This is a genomic window from Aeromonas sp. R10-1 (assembly GCF_040908465.1).
GTDB classification, from domain to species: Bacteria; Pseudomonadota; Gammaproteobacteria; order Enterobacterales; family Aeromonadaceae; genus Aeromonas; species Aeromonas caviae.
Window position 1 is genome coordinate 1 of the sequence record NZ_JBFODT010000007.1, and the last position, 17,258, is coordinate 17,258.

Below are 17,258 nucleotides of genomic sequence, written 5' to 3' on the forward strand. Positions count from 1 at the left end.
GGTGTAAGAGGTATCCAACGACTTGGTGGTGTTCATCAAGTTACGCTGGGCGTTCAGTGATGAAGTGTTGGTGTTGATAAACATGGCCATAAAAGGTCTCTCCTGATGAACAAGGAACTGCGGGCCCTGTGTGTTGTGTCATACACAATCAGGTTCCCACCGTTCAGATGGACAGATTGAACGGTCTGTCTCATCTGGCGGGTCCTCTGTTTGAACGGACATCGGACCCGCAGTTGCGCAAATGTTGGTTTTCCGAACACCCCTCGATTTGCTTCATCTTCTGTAACGGCCTGCCTCTCAGAACCTTTAAAACAATTTATGCATACCAGGTCACTAAAGTGAGAAAGCGGAGCCTTGGTAGCCCATCGGCCACTTCATTTCCCCCTCCCTTGGTCCTCTCCCGCCTTTTTCATATCTGATGCCATAAATTGGCATGGGTTGTGCAGTGTTTTCTGTGTCGCCATTTTTTCGGCGCCCATAAAAAAGGCCGACAATGTCGGCCAAAGAAGAGCTTACGCTCAGGAGAACAACCTCGAGGGTGACAGAGTGAACGATCTGCGCAACACTCGAGGGGTATACCAATAAGAGAACTTCTCTTTCGATAGAACAAGGCGTAAATCCGAACACCCCATTGTTCCATCTTGTTTACTAGGGCGGCCTGAACAACCGCCCTTTTCTTTTTCTCGGCATCAGGACCTTAGTTCTGCAGCAGGGAGAGTGCAGACTGGGGACGCTGGTTGGCCTGGGCCAGGATGCTGGAAGCCGCCTGTTGCAGGATGTTCTGCTTGGTCATGTTGGCGGTCTCGGTCGCAAAGTCTGCATCGCGGATACGGGAGCGAGCGGCAGAGACGTTTTCCGAGATATTAGCCTGGTTGCGAATGGTGGAGTCCAGACGGTTTTGCACCGCACCCAGTTCGGCACGCTTGCTGTCGACCACGGTCAGCATGGAATCAACCGCCGCCAGCACGTTTTGGGCGTTGCTCTGGCTGCTGATACTGATACCACCAGCGCTACCGCCGATAAAGACAGTAGAGATACCGACAGCTGCGCCCGTAGTAGCAATCGTCGTTGCCGCCGCAGCCGCAATCCCGGAGATGCTGAAACCATCGGCCTGACTCAGGCTGAAGCTGATGGTCTGGTTGGCATCCGCACCAACCTGGAAGGTGCCACCGAAGGAGCCGTCCAACAGCTTGGTACCTGCGAAGGTGGTTGCAGTGGAGATACGGTTGATCTCGGCACCCAGCTGATCCACTTCTTTTTGCAGGGCTTCACGATCCTTGGCGGAGTTGGAACCGTTGGCGGATTGTTGAGCCAGGGTACGCATGCGTTGCAGCATACCGGTCACTTCATCCATCGCCCCTTCAGCAGTCTGAGCAAGGGAGATGCCGTCGTTGGCGTTGCGGTTGCCCTGGTCCAGACCGTTGATCTGGGAGGTCAGACGGTTGGAGATCTGCAGACCTGCCGCATCGTCCTTGGCGCTGTTGATGCGCAGGCCGGAGGCCAGACGGGTGTAGGAGGTATCCAGGGATTTGGTGCTGTTCATCATATTACGCTGAGCGTTGAGCGATGAAACGTTGGTATTGATATACAGACTCATGATTTTTCTCCTAAGCTATTAAAATTTAACTTTAATTCACTCAGGCTTTATTGTGTTTTGTGCCTGATATGTTTAGTTAACGGCGCCTTTTCACAAGACTTTAATTTCTTTTTTCTGCCTTTCTGGCAGTAATCGCCGCCTAACCTATATATCGGCCTCTATTCCCTTCCCTTGAGAAAAAAATCGGGATTTTTTGTCACCTGACTACCTGCCCCCCGGGCCATAGTGGCCACAGCCCGCATCAGACAAGGCGGGAGCGTGATCTTCACCCAGCCTTCAGAAACCGGCGCTGGCTCCCACTTTTGCACGCCAGCATTGCTCATCCCCACACCTTGCCCCTAAAATCGCCGCCCCATCATCTATTGGACGTGAGTTGTTCTCCATGCAGACACTGGTTGAGCAGATTGTTTACATCAGCGACATGTTTGGTACTGCGGTATTCGCGTTTTCGGGCGTACTGGTGGCCGGCCGTCTCAGGATGGATGGTTTCGGTGTCATGGTGCTGGCGGCGGTCACCGCCATCGGGGGTGGCACCATCCGCGACATGATCCTGGGGGCAACCCCCGTCTTCTGGGTGCGCGACCCCCTCTATATCTGGGTGGTCATTGCCACGGCGCTCATCGGCATGTGGATGGTCAAACTGCCCCGTCGCATGCCCTGGTACGTGCTGCCGGTGGCGGACGCCTTCGGTTTGGCGCTCTTTACCGTGATCGGGGCACAAAAAGCCCTCAACTTTGGTACATCGGGGCTTATCGCCGTATTGATGGGCACCATGACGGGGGTTGCGGGCGGCATGATCCGTGACGTGCTGGCCCGGGAAGTGCCCATGGTGCTGCAAAAGGAGATCTACGCCACCGCCTGCATTCTGGGCGGCATCCTCTATACCTTGTCGCTGGAGGTCGGGGTAGAGAGGGTCAGCGCCATGCTCATCAGCATGCTCGGGGTGTTTGGTCTGCGGGTGGCGGCCATCTACTGGCACCTCTCCCTGCCCACCTTCTCGCTGCAGCGCAACTGAGAAGCCTCAGAGTGGGCGAGATCCCATCCCGGCAGGGACAAGATTGAACCAAGCCGGCTTTTCTGTTGTCATACAGGGGTCGTTTCAAGCCGGAAAACCTCATGCAAAAACTTGGGCTCATTACCACGCTTGTTCTGATGATGGTGGCAGCGGCTCATGCGGGGGCACAGGCCCTGTTCGGGCGTCTGGCATCCACCCCGGTGCAGCAGTTCAACCAGCAGATCCGTCAGGCGAGCAGCAGTCAGCAAGGCTGGGTCAACGACTATCGCGAAGTGGCTCGCCGCTTCGTCGGCCATAAAGATGTACCCACCCGTATCCATGCTCAACAGCTGGACAACGATCTGGTGCTCTCGGTGGCCCTTGATGGCCAGCGTAGCGACATGCTCTACATCCTGACCCTGTTTCGCAGCAACAACCTGTGGCAGATGCGTCAGGCCGAGATGGGCTGGCGCTGTCAGGGTCAGGAAACCTTCACCCCGGTCCCCTGCCCCTGAGCATCTACCTTCATCCGAGTGAAATAAAAAATCCGGCGCCTTGGCCGGATTTTTTATACGCGTCTTGCCGTCACATCACGGACGGTAGACCTTGACGTTGGCAAAGCCCTTCTCTTTCAGGTAAAGCGCCTGCAACTTGCTCATCACGCCGCGATCGCAATAGAGCAGGTAGGTCTTCTCTTTCGGCAGATCACCAAAGGCGGTGGCCAGCTTGAAGAAGGGGATATGCATGATCTCGCGCCCTTCCACCACCAGCGGCTTGTCGTCATGCTCCTCCATGGAGCGAATGTCCAGGATCACCTCGTCGTCACCGCTCTCGGCGGTGGTCTCCACCTCCTGCACCTCGGCGGCAGTCTCTTCACCGATGCGACGAATGTCGAGGTAACGGGCCTCGGCCACCACCTTGTCCAGAATGGCAAAGTCGAAGTTCTCCTCTTCCGCCTCGATGCGGGAGAGCTCGGCCTTCACGGTCGGCTTCTTGGAAATCACGCCGCAATACTCCGGCATGGTCTCCGCGAACTCCAGGGTGCCGATGCGGCGGGCTTCGCTGATGATGTCCGGCTTGTCCCAGGTGATGAGCGGGCGCAGGATCACCTTGTCGGTCACCCGGTCGATGACGTTCAGATTGGTGAGGGTCTGGCTGGAAACCTGGCCAACGCACTCGCCGGTCACCAGGGCCGGGATCTGGAACTCGTCGGCCACCTTGGCAGCGGCACGCATCATCATCCGCTTGAGCACCACACCCATCTGGCCGTTGTCGATCTTCTCGAGGATCTCGGCCACCACGGGCTCGAAGTCCACCGCGGTGAAGCGCACCCGGTGGGAGGAGCCGAAACGGTTCCACAGGTGATAGGCCACCTGCTTGACGCCAATCTCGTGAGCCGCCCCACCCAGATTGAAGAAGCAGTAGTGCACCCGGCAGCCGCGCTTGATGAACTGGAAGGAGGCGACACCCGAGTCAAACCCGCCGGAGAGCAAGCTCAGCACATCTTCCTGGGTGGCGATGGGCATGCCGCTCAGCCCCTGGTGGATGGCGCTGACGATGAAAAGCTCCTCGCCATCGATCTCGAGGTTGATCTTCACATCCGGGTTCTTGAGGCGCACGCCGTTGCTCACGCAGTGCTGGTTCAAACCACCGCCCACGTAGCGCTCCACTTCGAGGGAGGAGAACTCGTGCTTGCCGTGGCGCTTGGCACGCACGCAGAAGGTCTTGCCCTCGAGCTGATCACCCCAGACGGCTTTCACCTGCTCGAAGATGTCGTGCAGGTCGGTAAACTTGCTGGCCTGCACCTCGAGGAAGGCCTGAATGCCGGGGATGCAGGCCAGGGCTTCGATGGCTTGCTCGCGGAACTGGTCATTGCGCGAGCTCACGATCAGCTTGTCCCAATCCATCCGCACCCGGGCATCGTCGTCGAAGCGGCGCAGGACATTGCGGATGTTGCCCTGCAGGATCTTGATGAAGCGCTGGCGAACCGACTTGCTCTTGATGGTGATTTCAGGGAACAGCTTGATAATGAACTTCATGGTAATGACTCGGGTGGCCTTGATTTAAGGGCGCGAATTATATCAGAACTTTGTGACCAGCGCCTACTGCATGAGCGGCCGCTCACATTCCCCCACGCAAAGTTTGCCGCATCCGGGCAATCATGCGTATATTCCCACCCCTGCATCCTGGCAACACAGCATTCATGAAAACCCATATCTACTACCCCGGCATGGAGGTACGCGACGAGCTCTGGCTCAAGTTTGCCCTGCTCTATCTGGAGCGGCTCGCCTTCGTCTTCACCGTCAGTGAGAAGAGCGGTCTCACCGCCCTGCTGGAGACCCTACGCCAGCAAACCGACCTGCTGGCCGAGCCGCCAGAACCCGCCTTCTTCGCCCATATCACGCCCCAGGTGGAGAGCCAGATTGCCGGCCTGGTCGCCCCCGACTTCGTGCGTCACAAGGTGTTTGGCAACAAGGAGCTGATCGGTCGCTGGCGCCAGCCTGCCAACCACGACTGCTTCTGCCCGGCTCAGGCGGGACTGGAGCGGCTGCACGGGTTTTGTCTGTCCCACGGCTTTGCGACGCAGGATGAAGGGGGGATCAGAATGGCGCGCCGCTTTGCCAACCTGCTCTCCATGCGCCTCGCCCGTGAGTGGGCACTCGCCAATGACGGGGCGCTTATTACCGATCACGACTATCTCGACCGCCTGCTTCACCTGCTCGAATCCCGCTACCACAATCGCGGCGGTCAGGATTGCTTCCACCTCGAGATCCCGCTGCAAGTGCCCACTCACCTGGCCGACATCCCGTTTGCAGAGCTCATTGCCCTGCGGGGGCGAAGCGGCTTTCGTCAGCAGCTCGCCGAGCTCCATCAGGCCCTCGATGCCCTGCTCGCCATGCTGGGCAGCGGCTACGCCGAACCCGCCGTGTTGACCCGCTTCGAGCAGGCCCAGCAGGGGTTCACACCCTTGCTGGGACCCGAGACCGTCACCCTGCCGCTCACCACGCTCGTCAGTACTGGCTTACCGGCCATGGCGATGATCCACCACCTCAAGGAGAGTCACCCACAGAGCGACCTGGTATTTCATCCCATCAAGAAGAGCCACTTCCACCAGCGCAAGAGCCGGCATTTCTTCACCCGGCTGGGGCAGGTCAAGCCCTGACTCCCCACTTCTGCCGGGGAATCGACAATCCACTGACGGCATCGGTACCATCCCCGATGCCGTCAATATTCTGGCGCTCACCACGCCCTCAGGAGGGGTTTTCCAGCCGAAACTCGATGCGATCGCTGTTTCCCGCCTCATCCACTACCACCAGCTGATAGCGGCCCGCCTTGCTCACTACTTGATCCCCGTCCCAGCGCAGCCGCTGGCCGTTGAGAAACCAGGCCGGCTTGCCGACACCGCCGAGCACCCTGGGCTGCAACCGATAGCGCTGACTGCGGATAAGGTTGCCCTCCCCCAGCGCCAGGATGCGGATGGGGGCCTGCTGCTCGGCGCTCTGCCCCTCCCCCGCGCAGCCCCTGGCAAGCAGCGCCTGACGCCGCTCGCCCGGTGAGCGCCACGGCTCCAGCGACAGCGGCCAGAGCGCTCTAAAAGTGGATTGTGCCGCATCGGGGCAGCGGGTCAGCGTCGGCTTGCCGTCGACAGTGAGCGCAACCTGGCGCAGCGGCGAGGGCCAATCCATGGGGTCCGGCAAGGTGGGAGGGTCGCGCCCTTCCAGCAACCAGGCGCTCTGATGCTGCAAACAGGCCTCAGGCAGGGTCGTGCTCCCCTTGCGCCCCAAGGGCCAGCAGATCTCCGCTTCGCTCACCGTGTTGGGTTGTGCTGGCAGGGGACTGTTGTCGGCCAGCCGCGAATAGACAGAGAGCAGCAGTGGCACTGCCGCACTCTGTCCATAAAAGCCGGGCATGGGGGTGCCGTCGGGGCGCCCCAGCCAGACGCCGATGGTCCAGCGACCGGAGACCCCCATGGCCCAGCTGTCGCGATAGCCATAGCTGGTGCCGGTCTTCCAGGCCAGTCGGTTGACCCGGCCGGTCGCCTCGCTGGCAAAGGGTTGGTCCGCACGTCCCTGCGCGCTCAATATTTGCCAGATGATCCAGGCCGCTCCCGGGCTCAGCAAAGGGCGCGACACCGCCTGCTGCCCCGCCAGCCAGACCGGCATCGCCACCTGCCCCTGCCGGGTCAGTGCGCTGTAGAGGGCCACCAGCTGCTCAAGCCGAATGCCCGCTGCCCCGAGCGCAATGGCCGGATTGGGTTTGTCGGAAAGGGCCAGCCGCACTCCGGCGTTGTCGAGGCGGCTGACCAGCTTGTCCGGCCCCAGCGCCTCCAGCACCTGCACCGCCGGCACGTTGAGGGATTGCTGCAGTGCCTGGGCGAGGGTTACCGGCCCCTGAAAGGCGCCGGAAAAATTGGCGGGGCGATAGTCCGAGCCCAGCCTTGGCGCATCGGAGAGCAGGGAGGCCGAGTGCACCAACCCTTCGTCCATGGCCAGACCGTAGATGAAGGGCTTGAGGGTGGAGCCGGGAGAGCGGATCGCCTGCACCATGTCGAGGTAACCGTGGCGACGCAGATTGCCATACTCGGCGCTGCCCACATAGGCGCGTACCGCCATGGTTCTGTTGTCTACCAGGAGCAACGCCGCTGAGGTCTGCTCGGGGAAGCGACGGATATAGCTCGCCACCCGCCCTTCCAACCAACGCTGCAGATCGCCGTCGATGGTGGTATGCACCAGGGCCCCGGCCTGATGGTCGGCGGCGAGGCGGGCAAACAGCGGCGCCTCCATCGGCGTGAAGTGACCGCGGGCCAGCACAGGCTCGATACGCCCCTCCAGCCACACCTGTTCGGGCCAAACGCCCTGTGCCACTAGCCGCTGCATCACCTTGTCACGGGTGGTGCGGGCCCGCTCGGGATGCCGGTCCGGCCGGTTGCGGCTGGGGGCCTGAGGCAGCACCGCCAAGAGCGCCGCCTCGGCATGGGTCAGCTTGGCGGCGCTCTTGCCGAGATAGGCAAAACTTGCCGCCTGTACCCCCTCCAGGTTGCCGCCAAACGGCGCCCGGTTCAGATAGACGGTAAGCAAGGTGCGCTTGTCATAGTGCCACTCCAGTTGCAGCGCGCGCGCCATCTGACGCAGCTTGCCGGGCACGCTCCTGTGGTAGGGCTCGATAAGACGCGCCACCTGCATGGTGAGGGTCGAGCCGCCCGACACGGCGCGCCCGTAGCGCAGCCACTGCCAGACCCCACGCACCATGGCCACCGGATTGACCCCGGGATGACGCCAGAAATGGCGATCCTCGTAGCCCAGCAGCGCCTCGATATAGCGAGGGGAGACCTGCTCCAGGGTCACGGGGTAGCGCCACACGCCGCTGGTATCGGCAAAGGCGCGCAGCGGCCGCCCCTTCATGTCGAGCACCACCCGTGCGTAGGCACGGTCGAGTGGCGGCGGCGGGAATAGTCGATCCAGCGCCAGCAATGACAGGGGCAGTGCTACAACGCCCAGCACCGAAAAGCGCAGCCAGCGTGGCAGGCCACCAAGCCAGAGCCAGCCAGCGCGGCCAGTGCGACCCAGGCTCAGCCAGCCACGCTGCCAGAAAGTGAGCGGGCGAACCCGCTCAAGGGAGGGTTTGTTACTCAGAGATGATCACCTCGTGGATATCCTCACCCACAGCCCGCAGCTCGGGGCGGTACATATCCTCCACCTGGGTCGGCGGCACCTGATAGCGACCCGGCGTCACCGCCCGCATCAGGTAGATCAGTTGCTGGTTGCTCCCGGCACTCAGATCCAGCGCTGCCGTGTAGCGGTCATCACGAAACTCCTGATGCTTGAGGTAGTCGTTCCACTCGCTCTGCCACGCTGGTTTCCCCTCGATGGAGAGCTCTTCGAGCTTGATGCTGTTGCCAAGGGCCGGGTTCTCCAGCTCGAAGCCGGCGGGCACCATCTCCACCAGCAGGGCATCGGGCACCGCCGATTCACTGCTGACATTGAGCCGCACCACCACCAGATCGCCGACCTTCACCTTGGCCGGGTCAAAACGCTGACCGTCGCTGTTGAACCAGCTGCGGGTCACGCTCATTCCCTTGCTGATCCGTGCCGGCGCCTGCTCGGGGTAACCGACCAGGGTGCGCTGCACATAGAGGGATCCCTTGCCCTCATTGGTAACCACACTGGCCGCCAGTGCCTCGGGGGTGCCCTGCTGCAGCGGAGCCGAACCGCTCAGGGATCCAATGCCAAGAGAGGAGGTCACCCTGGCCTGCCAGTCGACGGCCGGATCGACGCGGGCGAGTCGCAACAGGGCGAGCCGCTCCTGAGTGCTGAGCCACTGACGATGGGCCAGGGTATCGGCCACCTTGGCACTGAGGGCCGGCCAGATCTCCGCAGCCAGCTTGTGCTGGCGCAACAACGAAAGCTCAAGGGCTTGGTCGCGCAGCGGCGAGCCGTAATCCCCCAGATAGTCGTCCCCGCGCTCGGTCGCCAATGCCCGGCTGAGGGCCTTGGCGGCGTTCTGCTCATCCCCCATGGCCGAGAGGGCCAGCGAGAGGTGGAGCAGCGGCAAACCGGAGCGGGCGTGATCGGCCTGCTGCTCCCAGATAAGACGCAGGGTAGCGAGTGGGGCCTTGCCCACCCGGGCCAGCACATAGGCACTGTAGGCCTGATAGGCCAGCCGGCTGTGCTCGGGGGCACTGCTCCAGCGCTCACCATACTGACTGTCGGTGAGATAGCTTTGCAGCCGGTTCAGCGCCTGATTGAGCATTGCCTCCGGCACGGCATCGCCCGCCTCCTTGCGCGCCAGCAGGTAGTCGGCGGCATAGGCGGTGAGCCACTGCTCCTCGTCGGAGCGAGCATCCCACAGACCAAAACCACCGCTTGACAGTTGCAACCGCTGCAGCCGCTGTAGCAGGGCGCGCTGCACGTCTGCCTCGCTCGCCGCTTTCTTGCCCTCTGCGGGTTTGCTCCAGAAAGCCCGCTCATCGGCCGTGGTCAGCAAGTAAGGCCAGGCACGGGACAAGGTCTGCTCCAGACAGGCGTAGGGGTAGTCGGCCAGCGCCTGCCACTGGGCTGCCGGATCCCAGGGGGGAGTGCCGGAGAGGCTGAGCAGCCCCTGCAGGTTGGCACGATCCAGCCCGGCCAGCTCAGCTGGCGCAAAGCTCATATCTTGGCCGGGAGCCAGCATCTGGTAACGCTGGCGAGTCTCGGCCGGCCAGGGGGAGCGCAGCGGCAAAGTCCAGTCGCGGCTGATGGCAAAATCCTTGCCGCTGGCAGCCAACTGCAGGCTTGCCACACCGCTCGCCCCGGTCACGGTGAGCGGCAGGGTCAGCCACTGCTCCTCGCCGTTTTTAAGGGCCAGGGTGCGGGGCAGCTCGCCGTTTGCTTTCAACCCACCATTGAGGGTCCAGACAAGGGAGAGGGTCTGATCCTCGCCGCTCATGTTGCGCAGCTGCACCAGCGCCCGGGTCTCATCCCCTCTGGCACCAAAGCGCGGCCAGCCAATCTCGGCCACCAAGGGCGCCACCACCTTGACGGCGCGCTCGGCCTCACCGACCTGCTGTTCGTTCCAAGCCAGCGCCATCAGCGCCAACTCGCCGTTGAAGTTGGGCAGCTCGAGCGGGATCACCGCCTTGCCCTGCTGGTCAAAACTCACCTCGCCGCTCCAGAGCGCGGCTATTTCGACCCGGCTCTCCAGCGCACCGCCCTTTTTCAGCGGCGCCCGATCGCCGCCGTAGTTGAGGCGGGCCAGCTTGCCATCCTGCGGCGGGATCACCTGGCCGTAGTTGTCGAACAAATCTTGGGCGAAGCGCTTGCGACCAAAGAAGATCTCGAACGGGTCAAGAGGCTGGTAGTCGCTGATATTGAGCACGCCCCGATCCACCGCAGCCAGCACCACCCGTCCCTGACTGTTGGGGGTGGAGGTCGCGGTCACTTCCAGCCGGGTGAGCGGCACCGCTTTATCCGGCGCGCTCAGGGTAAGCGGCAGCCGGCGCGCTTCCCGATCCAGGGTGAGCGACACCAGACCGACCGAACGCAGGCTCTGCACACTCTTTTGGCTCACCGGCTTTGAGTCACTGTCTGGCGCGGCGATCTGGGCCGAGATATGCAGATCATGGCGCTGCCACTCGGGGCTGACCGGGATCTCGAACTCGCCGCGGGCATCCTTGGCATCGCCACCGGCCCCCTTGAGCTCGATACGCTGCCACCAGCGCAGGCCGTCGCCATCTTCCACCAGCAGCAAGCCCTTACCGGGGCGCGGCGCCACCAGGGTCACTTTGGCCTTCTCCCCGGCCTGATAGGCGCGTTTGTCGAGGGTGATGGCAATCTTGTCAGGCCGTGCCTGCTCGCCACCACCGCCCCAGGCGTAACTACCTATCTCCACCCGCAGGCTGGATTGATGGCCCTGACTGTTCTCCACTTCCAATCGATACCAGCCCGCCGCCAGTTGCAGCGTGAGCGGGGTCGGCCCCTTGCCATCCAGCTGCAGGGTCTGCTCCTGCTCCAGATAGGGCTGGCTGTTGAATTCGTACTTCCACCCCTCCCCATCGGCGTAGTGCCAGTAGTAGTCGCGGTACTCGTTGATGAGGCGCACCTTCACCGCCCCCGCCACCGGCTGGCCTTGCTCATCGAGGTTGAGGATCTGGAAGGGGAGCGGCTTGCCCCCCTCTACCCGCTCTGCTACGAAATCGGCCTTGAGTGCCGGCCACTGGCTGCCCTCGGGCCAGCCATACTGGGTGCGGCTGCGATTGACGGCGCGGCCACCGGGCTCTGAGAGCGACACCCGATAGGCCACCTCCAGCGGCCCGAGGGCGCGCACCCCATCGAGCTCATCAGCAAGCGAAAAAGTCCCCTGCCCCTGTGCATTGAGAGTGAGATTCAGCGCCTCAAGATCCTTGGCCTGCTCGGCAAGCAGCACGTCACCCAACGTGAACTCCTGCCACTGGGTAAAGGGCATGGTGGCGCGGCTTAACTTCACCTCCGCCTTGGCCTTGGTGGCACTGGCTGGTGCGCCGTAGAGATAGTCCCCTTGCAGTGGCAGAGTGAGGGCGGCGTCCAGACTCGTCACTTCCCCATCCGGCCCCTTGCCAAGCTGCAGTTTCAGCCGCTCCGGCAGAAACTCCTCCACCAGAAAAGGCCACTCGAAGCGGCTACCGGCGGCGGTCTTGAGGTTGATGGTCCAGCGCCCGAGCGGTGAATCATCCGGCAGGCGCAGGCCGTAGTGGGCCGCGCCAAGGTTGTCCGGCAGCAGGCGCTTTTGTTCGAGCAGCTGGCCGTCCGGCTGTTTCACCTCCAGCTCCACCGCCATGCCCGGCAACAGCTGGCCATCCTGCCCTTTTAGCAGGATCTCGCTGTCGAGCCGCTCGCCGGGGCGATAAAGGTCGCGCCCGCTGAACAGATAGAGCTGCTGAGCCTGCCAGGGCTGGGTGCCGAGATCGAAGGTGGAGAGATCGAGCGCCGCGCCATCGAGGCGCAGCACCGCCAGATGCTTGCCCTGCTCGGCCAGCAGCAGGCGAGCCCCCTGCACCTGATCGAAGCGGCGATGACCTTGGGGGTCGGTGGTTTGCACCTGCAGCCGGTTGCCCTTCTGGTCGAGCAGGGAGAGCTGCACATCCTTGAGGGGGTCGGCGCTGGCCAGGGAGCTGACGAACACCTCCAGCTCATCGCGGTAACGGCGGGCACTGAGCCCCATGTCGCTCACCGCAAAGTAGGTGGTCTCCTTGCGCCAGTCATAGTTGCCAAGGGGGGACATCACCGCAAAGTAGACGCCAGCCTCCGCCAGCTGCGGCTCCTTCACATTGATGAGGCGGGTCTCGCGCCGGTTGGCATCGAGCTCCAACGCATAGCGGCCGCTGAATACCCGCTTGGCCCGCTTGGTGATCTGCTCAAGCTCCCAGTTGCCCATGCCGGCACCGGGGCGATACTCGGCCAGGAAACGGGGCAGGTATTCGGCATCGACCCGAAAGAAGTCGATATTGACCTCGTCCACATTGACCGCGCTGATGGGCAGGCGCAGCTCGTCGCGCAGCGGCAATACCATGCCGCTCGCGGTAAAGGAGGCCCCCGCCTCCAGCGGCCGGGTCTTGAGGGTCCAGCGCTGGGGGGATGGGCCCAGCCCCGCCTTGAGGCTCACCTCGTAGCGTTTGTCGGGCTGAACGTTCGGGAAATAGAGGGTGCGACCATCGTCGGCGAGGATCCACTCCCCCTGCACCTGCTTGCCCCCTTCACTCACAGAAAGCCAGCTCTGCCAGTTTGCCTTGGGCGCCAATGGGCCGGAGAAGACCAGCGCCAGCGCCGGGGCATCGCGATATTGACGGGCATTGGCCTGCACCACGGAGGCGGGCGCTCCCGCCTCCTGCCGGGCCATCGGGTCAGTCGTCGGCACCTGGCTGACAGGCTTGTCGGGGCCGCAACCAGCCAGCAGCAGCGCCGCCAGCCAGGCCACACGGGGAAGACGAGTCACGGGGCAGGAGAGAGAGAGGTGCATGGTGTTCATCCCGGGTTGGATCGCCGCAGCGCAGGAGCCAATAGAATAAAGCGTCACTCCCGGGAACACCAACTGCCATGTCGGGCGGCATCGGCCAACAGAAATGGGCACATCGCCTCGGACGGGAGCGCGACGCCCCGTGAACCGCGAGGTTTATTCGAGACCCTGCATGCGATGTCCTGTTCCATGAAAGAGGATTGTCGTGATTTTCTGAACCCAGGCTAAACCGGGCACCACTGTTCACTTGTGCGTGATCGGGCCATTCATTATTCTCGGCCCTGCTCAATGCAGGCCTTCCAATCAACGACATATCAAGCAGATAAATATTTTTTAAGCCTTGAACACCTGTGCCATACATAACGTGCAGGTGCGCTCGATGTATGCCTCAACCATTGAAAACAAACTTATTAATTGTCCATCGACCAGAATGCCGACCTTGAGTTCACACAGGGTCAGCGGGGTCATGCATCCATCCCTCTCTGGAGTCATATCAGCATGGAAAATAACGATCTGTCCCTCGTCGAAAAAAGATTGGTTGCCCGATTCCTGGACATGTTCATCAAATTTGGCCTTATTCTGGCGCTAGGCTCGTTCTGCTTCACCGTGTTCTACCCCTTCATGAACATGATGCTGTGGGCCCTGATCCTGGCGGTCACCCTTTACCCCCTCCATCAGCGCTTTGCCGCCCGACTCGGGGGAAAACAGGGCCAGTCGTCCACCCTGCTGGTCCTGCTGGGCATCCTGCTCATCGTGGCCCCCACCGTTGCCATGCTCGGCTCCCTGGGAGACAGCGTCAGCGCCCTGATAGACAAGGTGAACAACAACACTCTGGTGATTCCGGCGCCTTCCGCCGACATCGCCAGCATCCCGCTGATCGGTGCCAAGCTGCACGCCTTATGGACCAAGGCATCCGTGGATCTGCCGAGCCTCCTCATCAGCTACAAGCCGCAGCTCGGCGACATGGCCAAGCAGACTGTCGCCATGCTCGCCAGCATGGGAGGCGGCCTGCTGGGCTTCGTCGCCTCTTTCATCGTGGCTGGCATCATCATGGCCTGGGGTGCACCGGGTGCCATCAGCGCCGAGCGCATCGCCATGCGCATCACCGATGAGCGCAAGGGCCTCGCCCTGACCAAGCTGTGCACCAGCACCATCCGGGCCGTGGCCATGGGGGTCATCGGGGTCGCCTTCATCCAGGCCCTGCTGGCTGGCGTCATCATGTCCCTCGCCGGGATCCCGGCGGTCGGCATCTTCTTCGTCCTGGCGCTGATCCTGGGTATCGCCCAGGTCCCCGTCATCCTGGTCACGGGACCGGCCATTGCCTTCATGTGGATGGCGGGGGATCACGGCACCCTGCTCAACGTCATCTACTCAGTGCTGCTGGTTGTGGCCGGCATGGCCGACAACGTGCTCAAGCCGCTGCTGCTGGGGCGTGGCGTCGATGCGCCCATGCCGGTAGTGCTGCTGGGGGCCCTCGGCGGCATGGCCACCAATGGCATCCTCGGCATGTTCATCGGTGCCACCCTGCTCTCCATCGGCTATCGCATCTTCATGGCCTGGGTCAACGACGGTCTGGCCAACGCGGAAAAATAACCCCATGGCCGACGCACTTTCTCTCCTTCGCCCCCTGTTTGCAGGGGGCACCTGCCTGCTGCTCGGTGCCTGTACTCTGCTCGGGCCCGATTATCAGGCCCCCGGTGTCGAGGAGATGGCCAACTGGCACAGCGCCAGCGAGGGTCAGCAGGCGGTGACGGTGACCGACTACCGACGATGGTGGGACAACTTGCACGATCCCGTGCTGAGCGCCCTGGTGGAGGAGGCCTTCCTCAAGAATCCGGACGTGCGGATCGCCGGCCTGCGGATCCTCGAGGCCCAGGCCCAGCTTGGCATCGCCGAGAGCCTGCTCGGCCCCCAGGCGACGGTGGGAACGGCAGAATTCCTCCAGGCAGGTCAGACCCGGGGCGGCCACAGCAGCGCGGGCAGCAGCTACGGCGCCGGCTTCAACCTCGGCTGGGAACTCGACTTCTGGGGCAAGTTCCAGCGCGGAGTCGAGGCGGCGGATGCCAGCTATTTCGCGAGCCTGGCCCAGTATGACGACATCCAGGTGTTGATGGCCGCCCAGGTGGCCCAGCTCTATGTGAGCATCCGTACCCTGGAGGCCAGGCTCCAGATCGCCCGGGAGAATGCCCGCATCCAGCGGCGCAGCCTGGAGATCACCGAGCGACTGTTCAAGAGCGGCAACAGCGCCGAGCTGGACGTGCAGCAAGCCAGGACGCAGTACCTGGGCACCCTGTCCGGCATTCCCCAGCTCGAGACCAGCCTGCGCCAAAGCCAGAACGCCCTCTCCACCCTGCTCGCCCGCGCCCCGGGTCCCCTGCCCGAGATGACCACCAACACCGGCAAGATCCCCCAGGGCGAGCTGGCCCTGGTCACCGAGATGCCCGCGGATCTGCTGCGCCGCCGTCCCGACGTGCGGGTGGCGGAGCGCCAGCTGGCCGCCCAGTCGGCCCTCATCGGGGTGGCCGAGAGCGAGCTCTACCCCTCCATCACCCTGCTCGGCACCCTGGGAGTCAATGCCAGCGGCGGGGAAAGTGGCACCTTCTCCTGGGCCGTCGGGCCGTCGCTGAGCTGGAACCTGCTGGATCAGGGGCGGCTCGGCAACCAGATCCTGGTGCAGGACGCCCGCTTCCAGCAGCTTCACGAACGCTATCGCGACAGCGTGTTCAAGGCGGCCCGCGAGGTGGATGACGCGGCCGTGGCCTATGCCAACGGCCAGGAGGAGATCGCCCTGCTGACCCAGACCGGCGAAGCCGCCCGCCGCTCCCTCGAAATCGCCAACACCCAGTACCGCGAGGGGATGGCGGACTTCCAGCGGGTACTCGACTCCCAGCGTGCCCTGTTCAACCAGCAGGAGCGCCTGGTCAACAGCCGTGGTGCCCGGATGCGCGACCTCATCACCCTCTACAAGGCACTGGGTGGCGGTTGGGAACAGGGGCGCGAACGTCCCCTGGTGACCCCCAAGGTGGAGGCTCAACTGCGCACGCGCGCCGACTGGGCCCCCCTGCTCGACGCAGCCCACTCCCCCATGACACAGAAGGCAAACTCCCATGACTGACACAGCCTCTCCCGGCCAGGCCAGCCGCCGCGCCACCCTCGGGCTGCTGGCCGCGATCCTCCTCCTGCTCACCTGGTATCTGCTGGCGGACAGGTTGACCCCCTACAGCTCCCAGGCCCGGGTGCAGGCCTTCGTGGTCCCCGTCGCCGCCGAGGTGGCAGGCCAGATCAAGCGGGTCTATGTCCACGACAATCAGGACGTGGAGGCTGGCGCCCCCCTGTTCGAGATCGATCCCGAGCCTTATGACATCGCCCTGGCCAAGGCCAGATCCGACTACCAGACGGTGCTGAGCGGCGTCAAGGCAAATACCGAAGGGGTCAAGGCGGCCGAGGCTTCCCTGATGGCCATGCGCGCTGCCTACGACAACGCGGCCAAGGATGCCGAGCGCCAGGAGCGGCTCTATCGGGAAGATCCGGGGGCCATTTCGGTGCGTCGCCTGGAGGTGGCCCAGGCCAGCCGCGAGACCGCCAAGAGCCAGGTGGCGGCGGCCGAAGCCGACGTTCGCCGCGCCATCGAGGCCGCCGGGGAGAGCGGCGATGACAACTCCCAGCTGCTCAGTGCCCGCTCGGCGGTGCACAAGGCCGAGCTGGATCGCCAGAACACCCACGTGGTGGCGCCGGGCCGGGGGCTCATCACCGACTTGAGCACGGATGCGGGCCAGTTTATCGGGGCCGGCGCCCCGGCCATGACCCTGATCGCCATCCACGACGTCTGGGTATCGGCGGATCTGACGGAGAACAACCTCGGCAACATTCGACCAGGGGACAAGGTCGCCATCCTGCTCGACAGCCTGCCTGGACAGCTGTTCGAGGGGAAAGTCCGCAGCGTCGGCTACGGGGTGGGCGATGGCAAGAACCAGCCCGCCGGTACCCTGCCCACGGTGGACAACAACCGCGACTGGCTGCGCCAGGCCCAGCGTTTCCCGGTCAAGGTCGCCTTCAAGGGCGACGACTTTCCACCGGTCGAGGCGCTGCGGATCGGTGGTCAGGCCGACGTGCTGGTCTACACCGGCGAGAGCGGGGTGATGCACCTCCTGGGGACGCTCTATATCCGCCTGATGAGCCTCTTCTCCTTCCTCTATTGAG

The 17,258-nt window shown here is 63.1% G+C and carries 11 protein-coding genes; 6 read left to right on the top strand and 5 right to left on the bottom strand.

The window, feature by feature from the left end:
* Window positions 1–697: 697 nt before the first annotated feature.
* A complete protein-coding gene (locus AB5Y93_RS03625) occupies window positions 698–1,597 on the bottom strand; it encodes a flagellin (RefSeq protein WP_041215448.1) in 900 nt (299 codons plus the stop codon).
* Window positions 1,598–1,979: 382 nt separating this feature from the next.
* On the opposite strand from AB5Y93_RS03625, the gene AB5Y93_RS03630 reads away from it, so the two are divergent.
* Together AB5Y93_RS03630 and AB5Y93_RS03635 are read left to right on the top strand one after the other, a co-directional pair.
* The gene (locus AB5Y93_RS03630; protein ID WP_042863619.1) at window positions 1,980–2,612 is read left to right on the top strand and encodes a trimeric intracellular cation channel family protein; all 633 of its coding nucleotides are present in this window, start codon (window positions 1,980–1,982) and stop codon (window positions 2,610–2,612) included.
* A 101-nt stretch (window positions 2,613–2,713) separates the two neighbouring features.
* The gene (locus tag AB5Y93_RS03635) at window positions 2,714–3,106 is read left to right on the top strand and encodes a hypothetical protein (protein ID WP_039038657.1); all 393 of its coding nucleotides are present in this window, start codon (window positions 2,714–2,716) and stop codon (window positions 3,104–3,106) included.
* Between the two features lie 75 nt (window positions 3,107–3,181).
* Here AB5Y93_RS03635 and thiI read toward each other — a convergent pair whose 3' ends face one another.
* Window positions 3,182–4,630: a tRNA uracil 4-sulfurtransferase ThiI gene (gene thiI / locus AB5Y93_RS03640; RefSeq protein WP_010674285.1), complete on the bottom strand. Its 1,449-nt coding sequence runs from the start codon at window positions 4,628–4,630 to the stop codon at window positions 3,182–3,184.
* Between the two features lie 164 nt (window positions 4,631–4,794).
* On the opposite strand from thiI, the gene AB5Y93_RS03645 reads away from it, so the two are divergent.
* On the top strand, window positions 4,795–5,754 hold the full coding sequence (locus AB5Y93_RS03645) for a hypothetical protein (RefSeq protein ID WP_368228819.1): 960 nt from the start codon (window positions 4,795–4,797) through the stop codon (window positions 5,752–5,754).
* 88 nt (window positions 5,755–5,842) lie between these two features.
* On the opposite strand, the gene pbpC is transcribed toward AB5Y93_RS03645, so the two are convergent.
* From pbpC to AB5Y93_RS03660, 3 genes are all read right to left on the bottom strand, one after another.
* Complete coding sequence (gene pbpC / locus AB5Y93_RS03650) at window positions 5,843–8,164, bottom strand: penicillin-binding protein 1C (protein ID WP_368228858.1); 2,322 nt, start codon at window positions 8,162–8,164, stop codon at window positions 5,843–5,845.
* A 52-nt stretch (window positions 8,165–8,216) separates the two neighbouring features.
* On the bottom strand, window positions 8,217–13,061 hold the full coding sequence (locus tag AB5Y93_RS03655; protein ID WP_368228820.1) for an alpha-2-macroglobulin: 4,845 nt from the start codon (window positions 13,059–13,061) through the stop codon (window positions 8,217–8,219).
* A 330-nt stretch (window positions 13,062–13,391) separates the two neighbouring features.
* On the bottom strand, window positions 13,392–13,526 hold the full coding sequence (locus AB5Y93_RS03660; RefSeq protein WP_010674281.1) for a hypothetical protein: 135 nt from the start codon (window positions 13,524–13,526) through the stop codon (window positions 13,392–13,394).
* An 87-nt stretch (window positions 13,527–13,613) separates the two neighbouring features.
* On the opposite strand from AB5Y93_RS03660, the gene AB5Y93_RS03665 reads away from it, so the two are divergent.
* From AB5Y93_RS03665 to AB5Y93_RS03675, 3 genes are read left to right on the top strand one after another with little or no spacing between them, the layout of a single operon-like run.
* Window positions 13,614–14,651 carry an AI-2E family transporter gene (locus AB5Y93_RS03665; RefSeq protein WP_368228821.1) on the top strand — a complete coding sequence of 346 codons (1,038 nt, stop codon included), beginning with the start codon at window positions 13,614–13,616 and terminating at the stop codon, window positions 14,649–14,651.
* Window positions 14,652–14,655: 4 nt separating this feature from the next.
* On the top strand, window positions 14,656–16,173 hold the full coding sequence (locus AB5Y93_RS03670; protein WP_368228822.1) for an efflux transporter outer membrane subunit: 1,518 nt from the start codon (window positions 14,656–14,658) through the stop codon (window positions 16,171–16,173).
* On the top strand, window positions 16,166–17,257 hold the full coding sequence (locus tag AB5Y93_RS03675; RefSeq protein ID WP_368228823.1) for an HlyD family secretion protein: 1,092 nt from the start codon (window positions 16,166–16,168) through the stop codon (window positions 17,255–17,257). Before AB5Y93_RS03670 ends, AB5Y93_RS03675 begins: the two co-directional genes overlap by 8 nt.
* The last annotated feature ends 1 nt before the right edge of the window (window position 17,258 follow it).

Bases quoted from the DNA above. Each gene is read 5' to 3' on its own strand.
- AB5Y93_RS03665 (WP_368228821.1), top strand. From the start codon at position 13,614: ATGTTCATCAAATTTGGCCTTATTCTGGCGCTAGGCTCGTTCTGCTTC.
- AB5Y93_RS03655 (WP_368228820.1), bottom strand. From the start codon at position 13,061: ATGCACCTCTCTCTCTCCTGCCCCGTGACTCGTCTTCCCCGTGTGGCC.
- thiI (WP_010674285.1), bottom strand. From the start codon at position 4,630: ATGAAGTTCATTATCAAGCTGTTCCCTGAAATCACCATCAAGAGCAAG.
- AB5Y93_RS03670 (WP_368228822.1), top strand. From the start codon at position 14,656: ATGGCCGACGCACTTTCTCTCCTTCGCCCCCTGTTTGCAGGGGGCACC.
- AB5Y93_RS03675 (WP_368228823.1), top strand. From the start codon at position 16,166: ATGACTGACACAGCCTCTCCCGGCCAGGCCAGCCGCCGCGCCACCCTC.
- AB5Y93_RS03625 (WP_041215448.1), bottom strand. From the start codon at position 1,597: ATGAGTCTGTATATCAATACCAACGTTTCATCGCTCAACGCTCAGCGT.
- AB5Y93_RS03660 (WP_010674281.1), bottom strand. From the start codon at position 13,526: ATGACCCCGCTGACCCTGTGTGAACTCAAGGTCGGCATTCTGGTCGAT.
- AB5Y93_RS03645 (WP_368228819.1), top strand. From the start codon at position 4,795: ATGAAAACCCATATCTACTACCCCGGCATGGAGGTACGCGACGAGCTC.
- AB5Y93_RS03635 (WP_039038657.1), top strand. From the start codon at position 2,714: ATGCAAAAACTTGGGCTCATTACCACGCTTGTTCTGATGATGGTGGCA.
- AB5Y93_RS03630 (WP_042863619.1), top strand. From the start codon at position 1,980: ATGCAGACACTGGTTGAGCAGATTGTTTACATCAGCGACATGTTTGGT.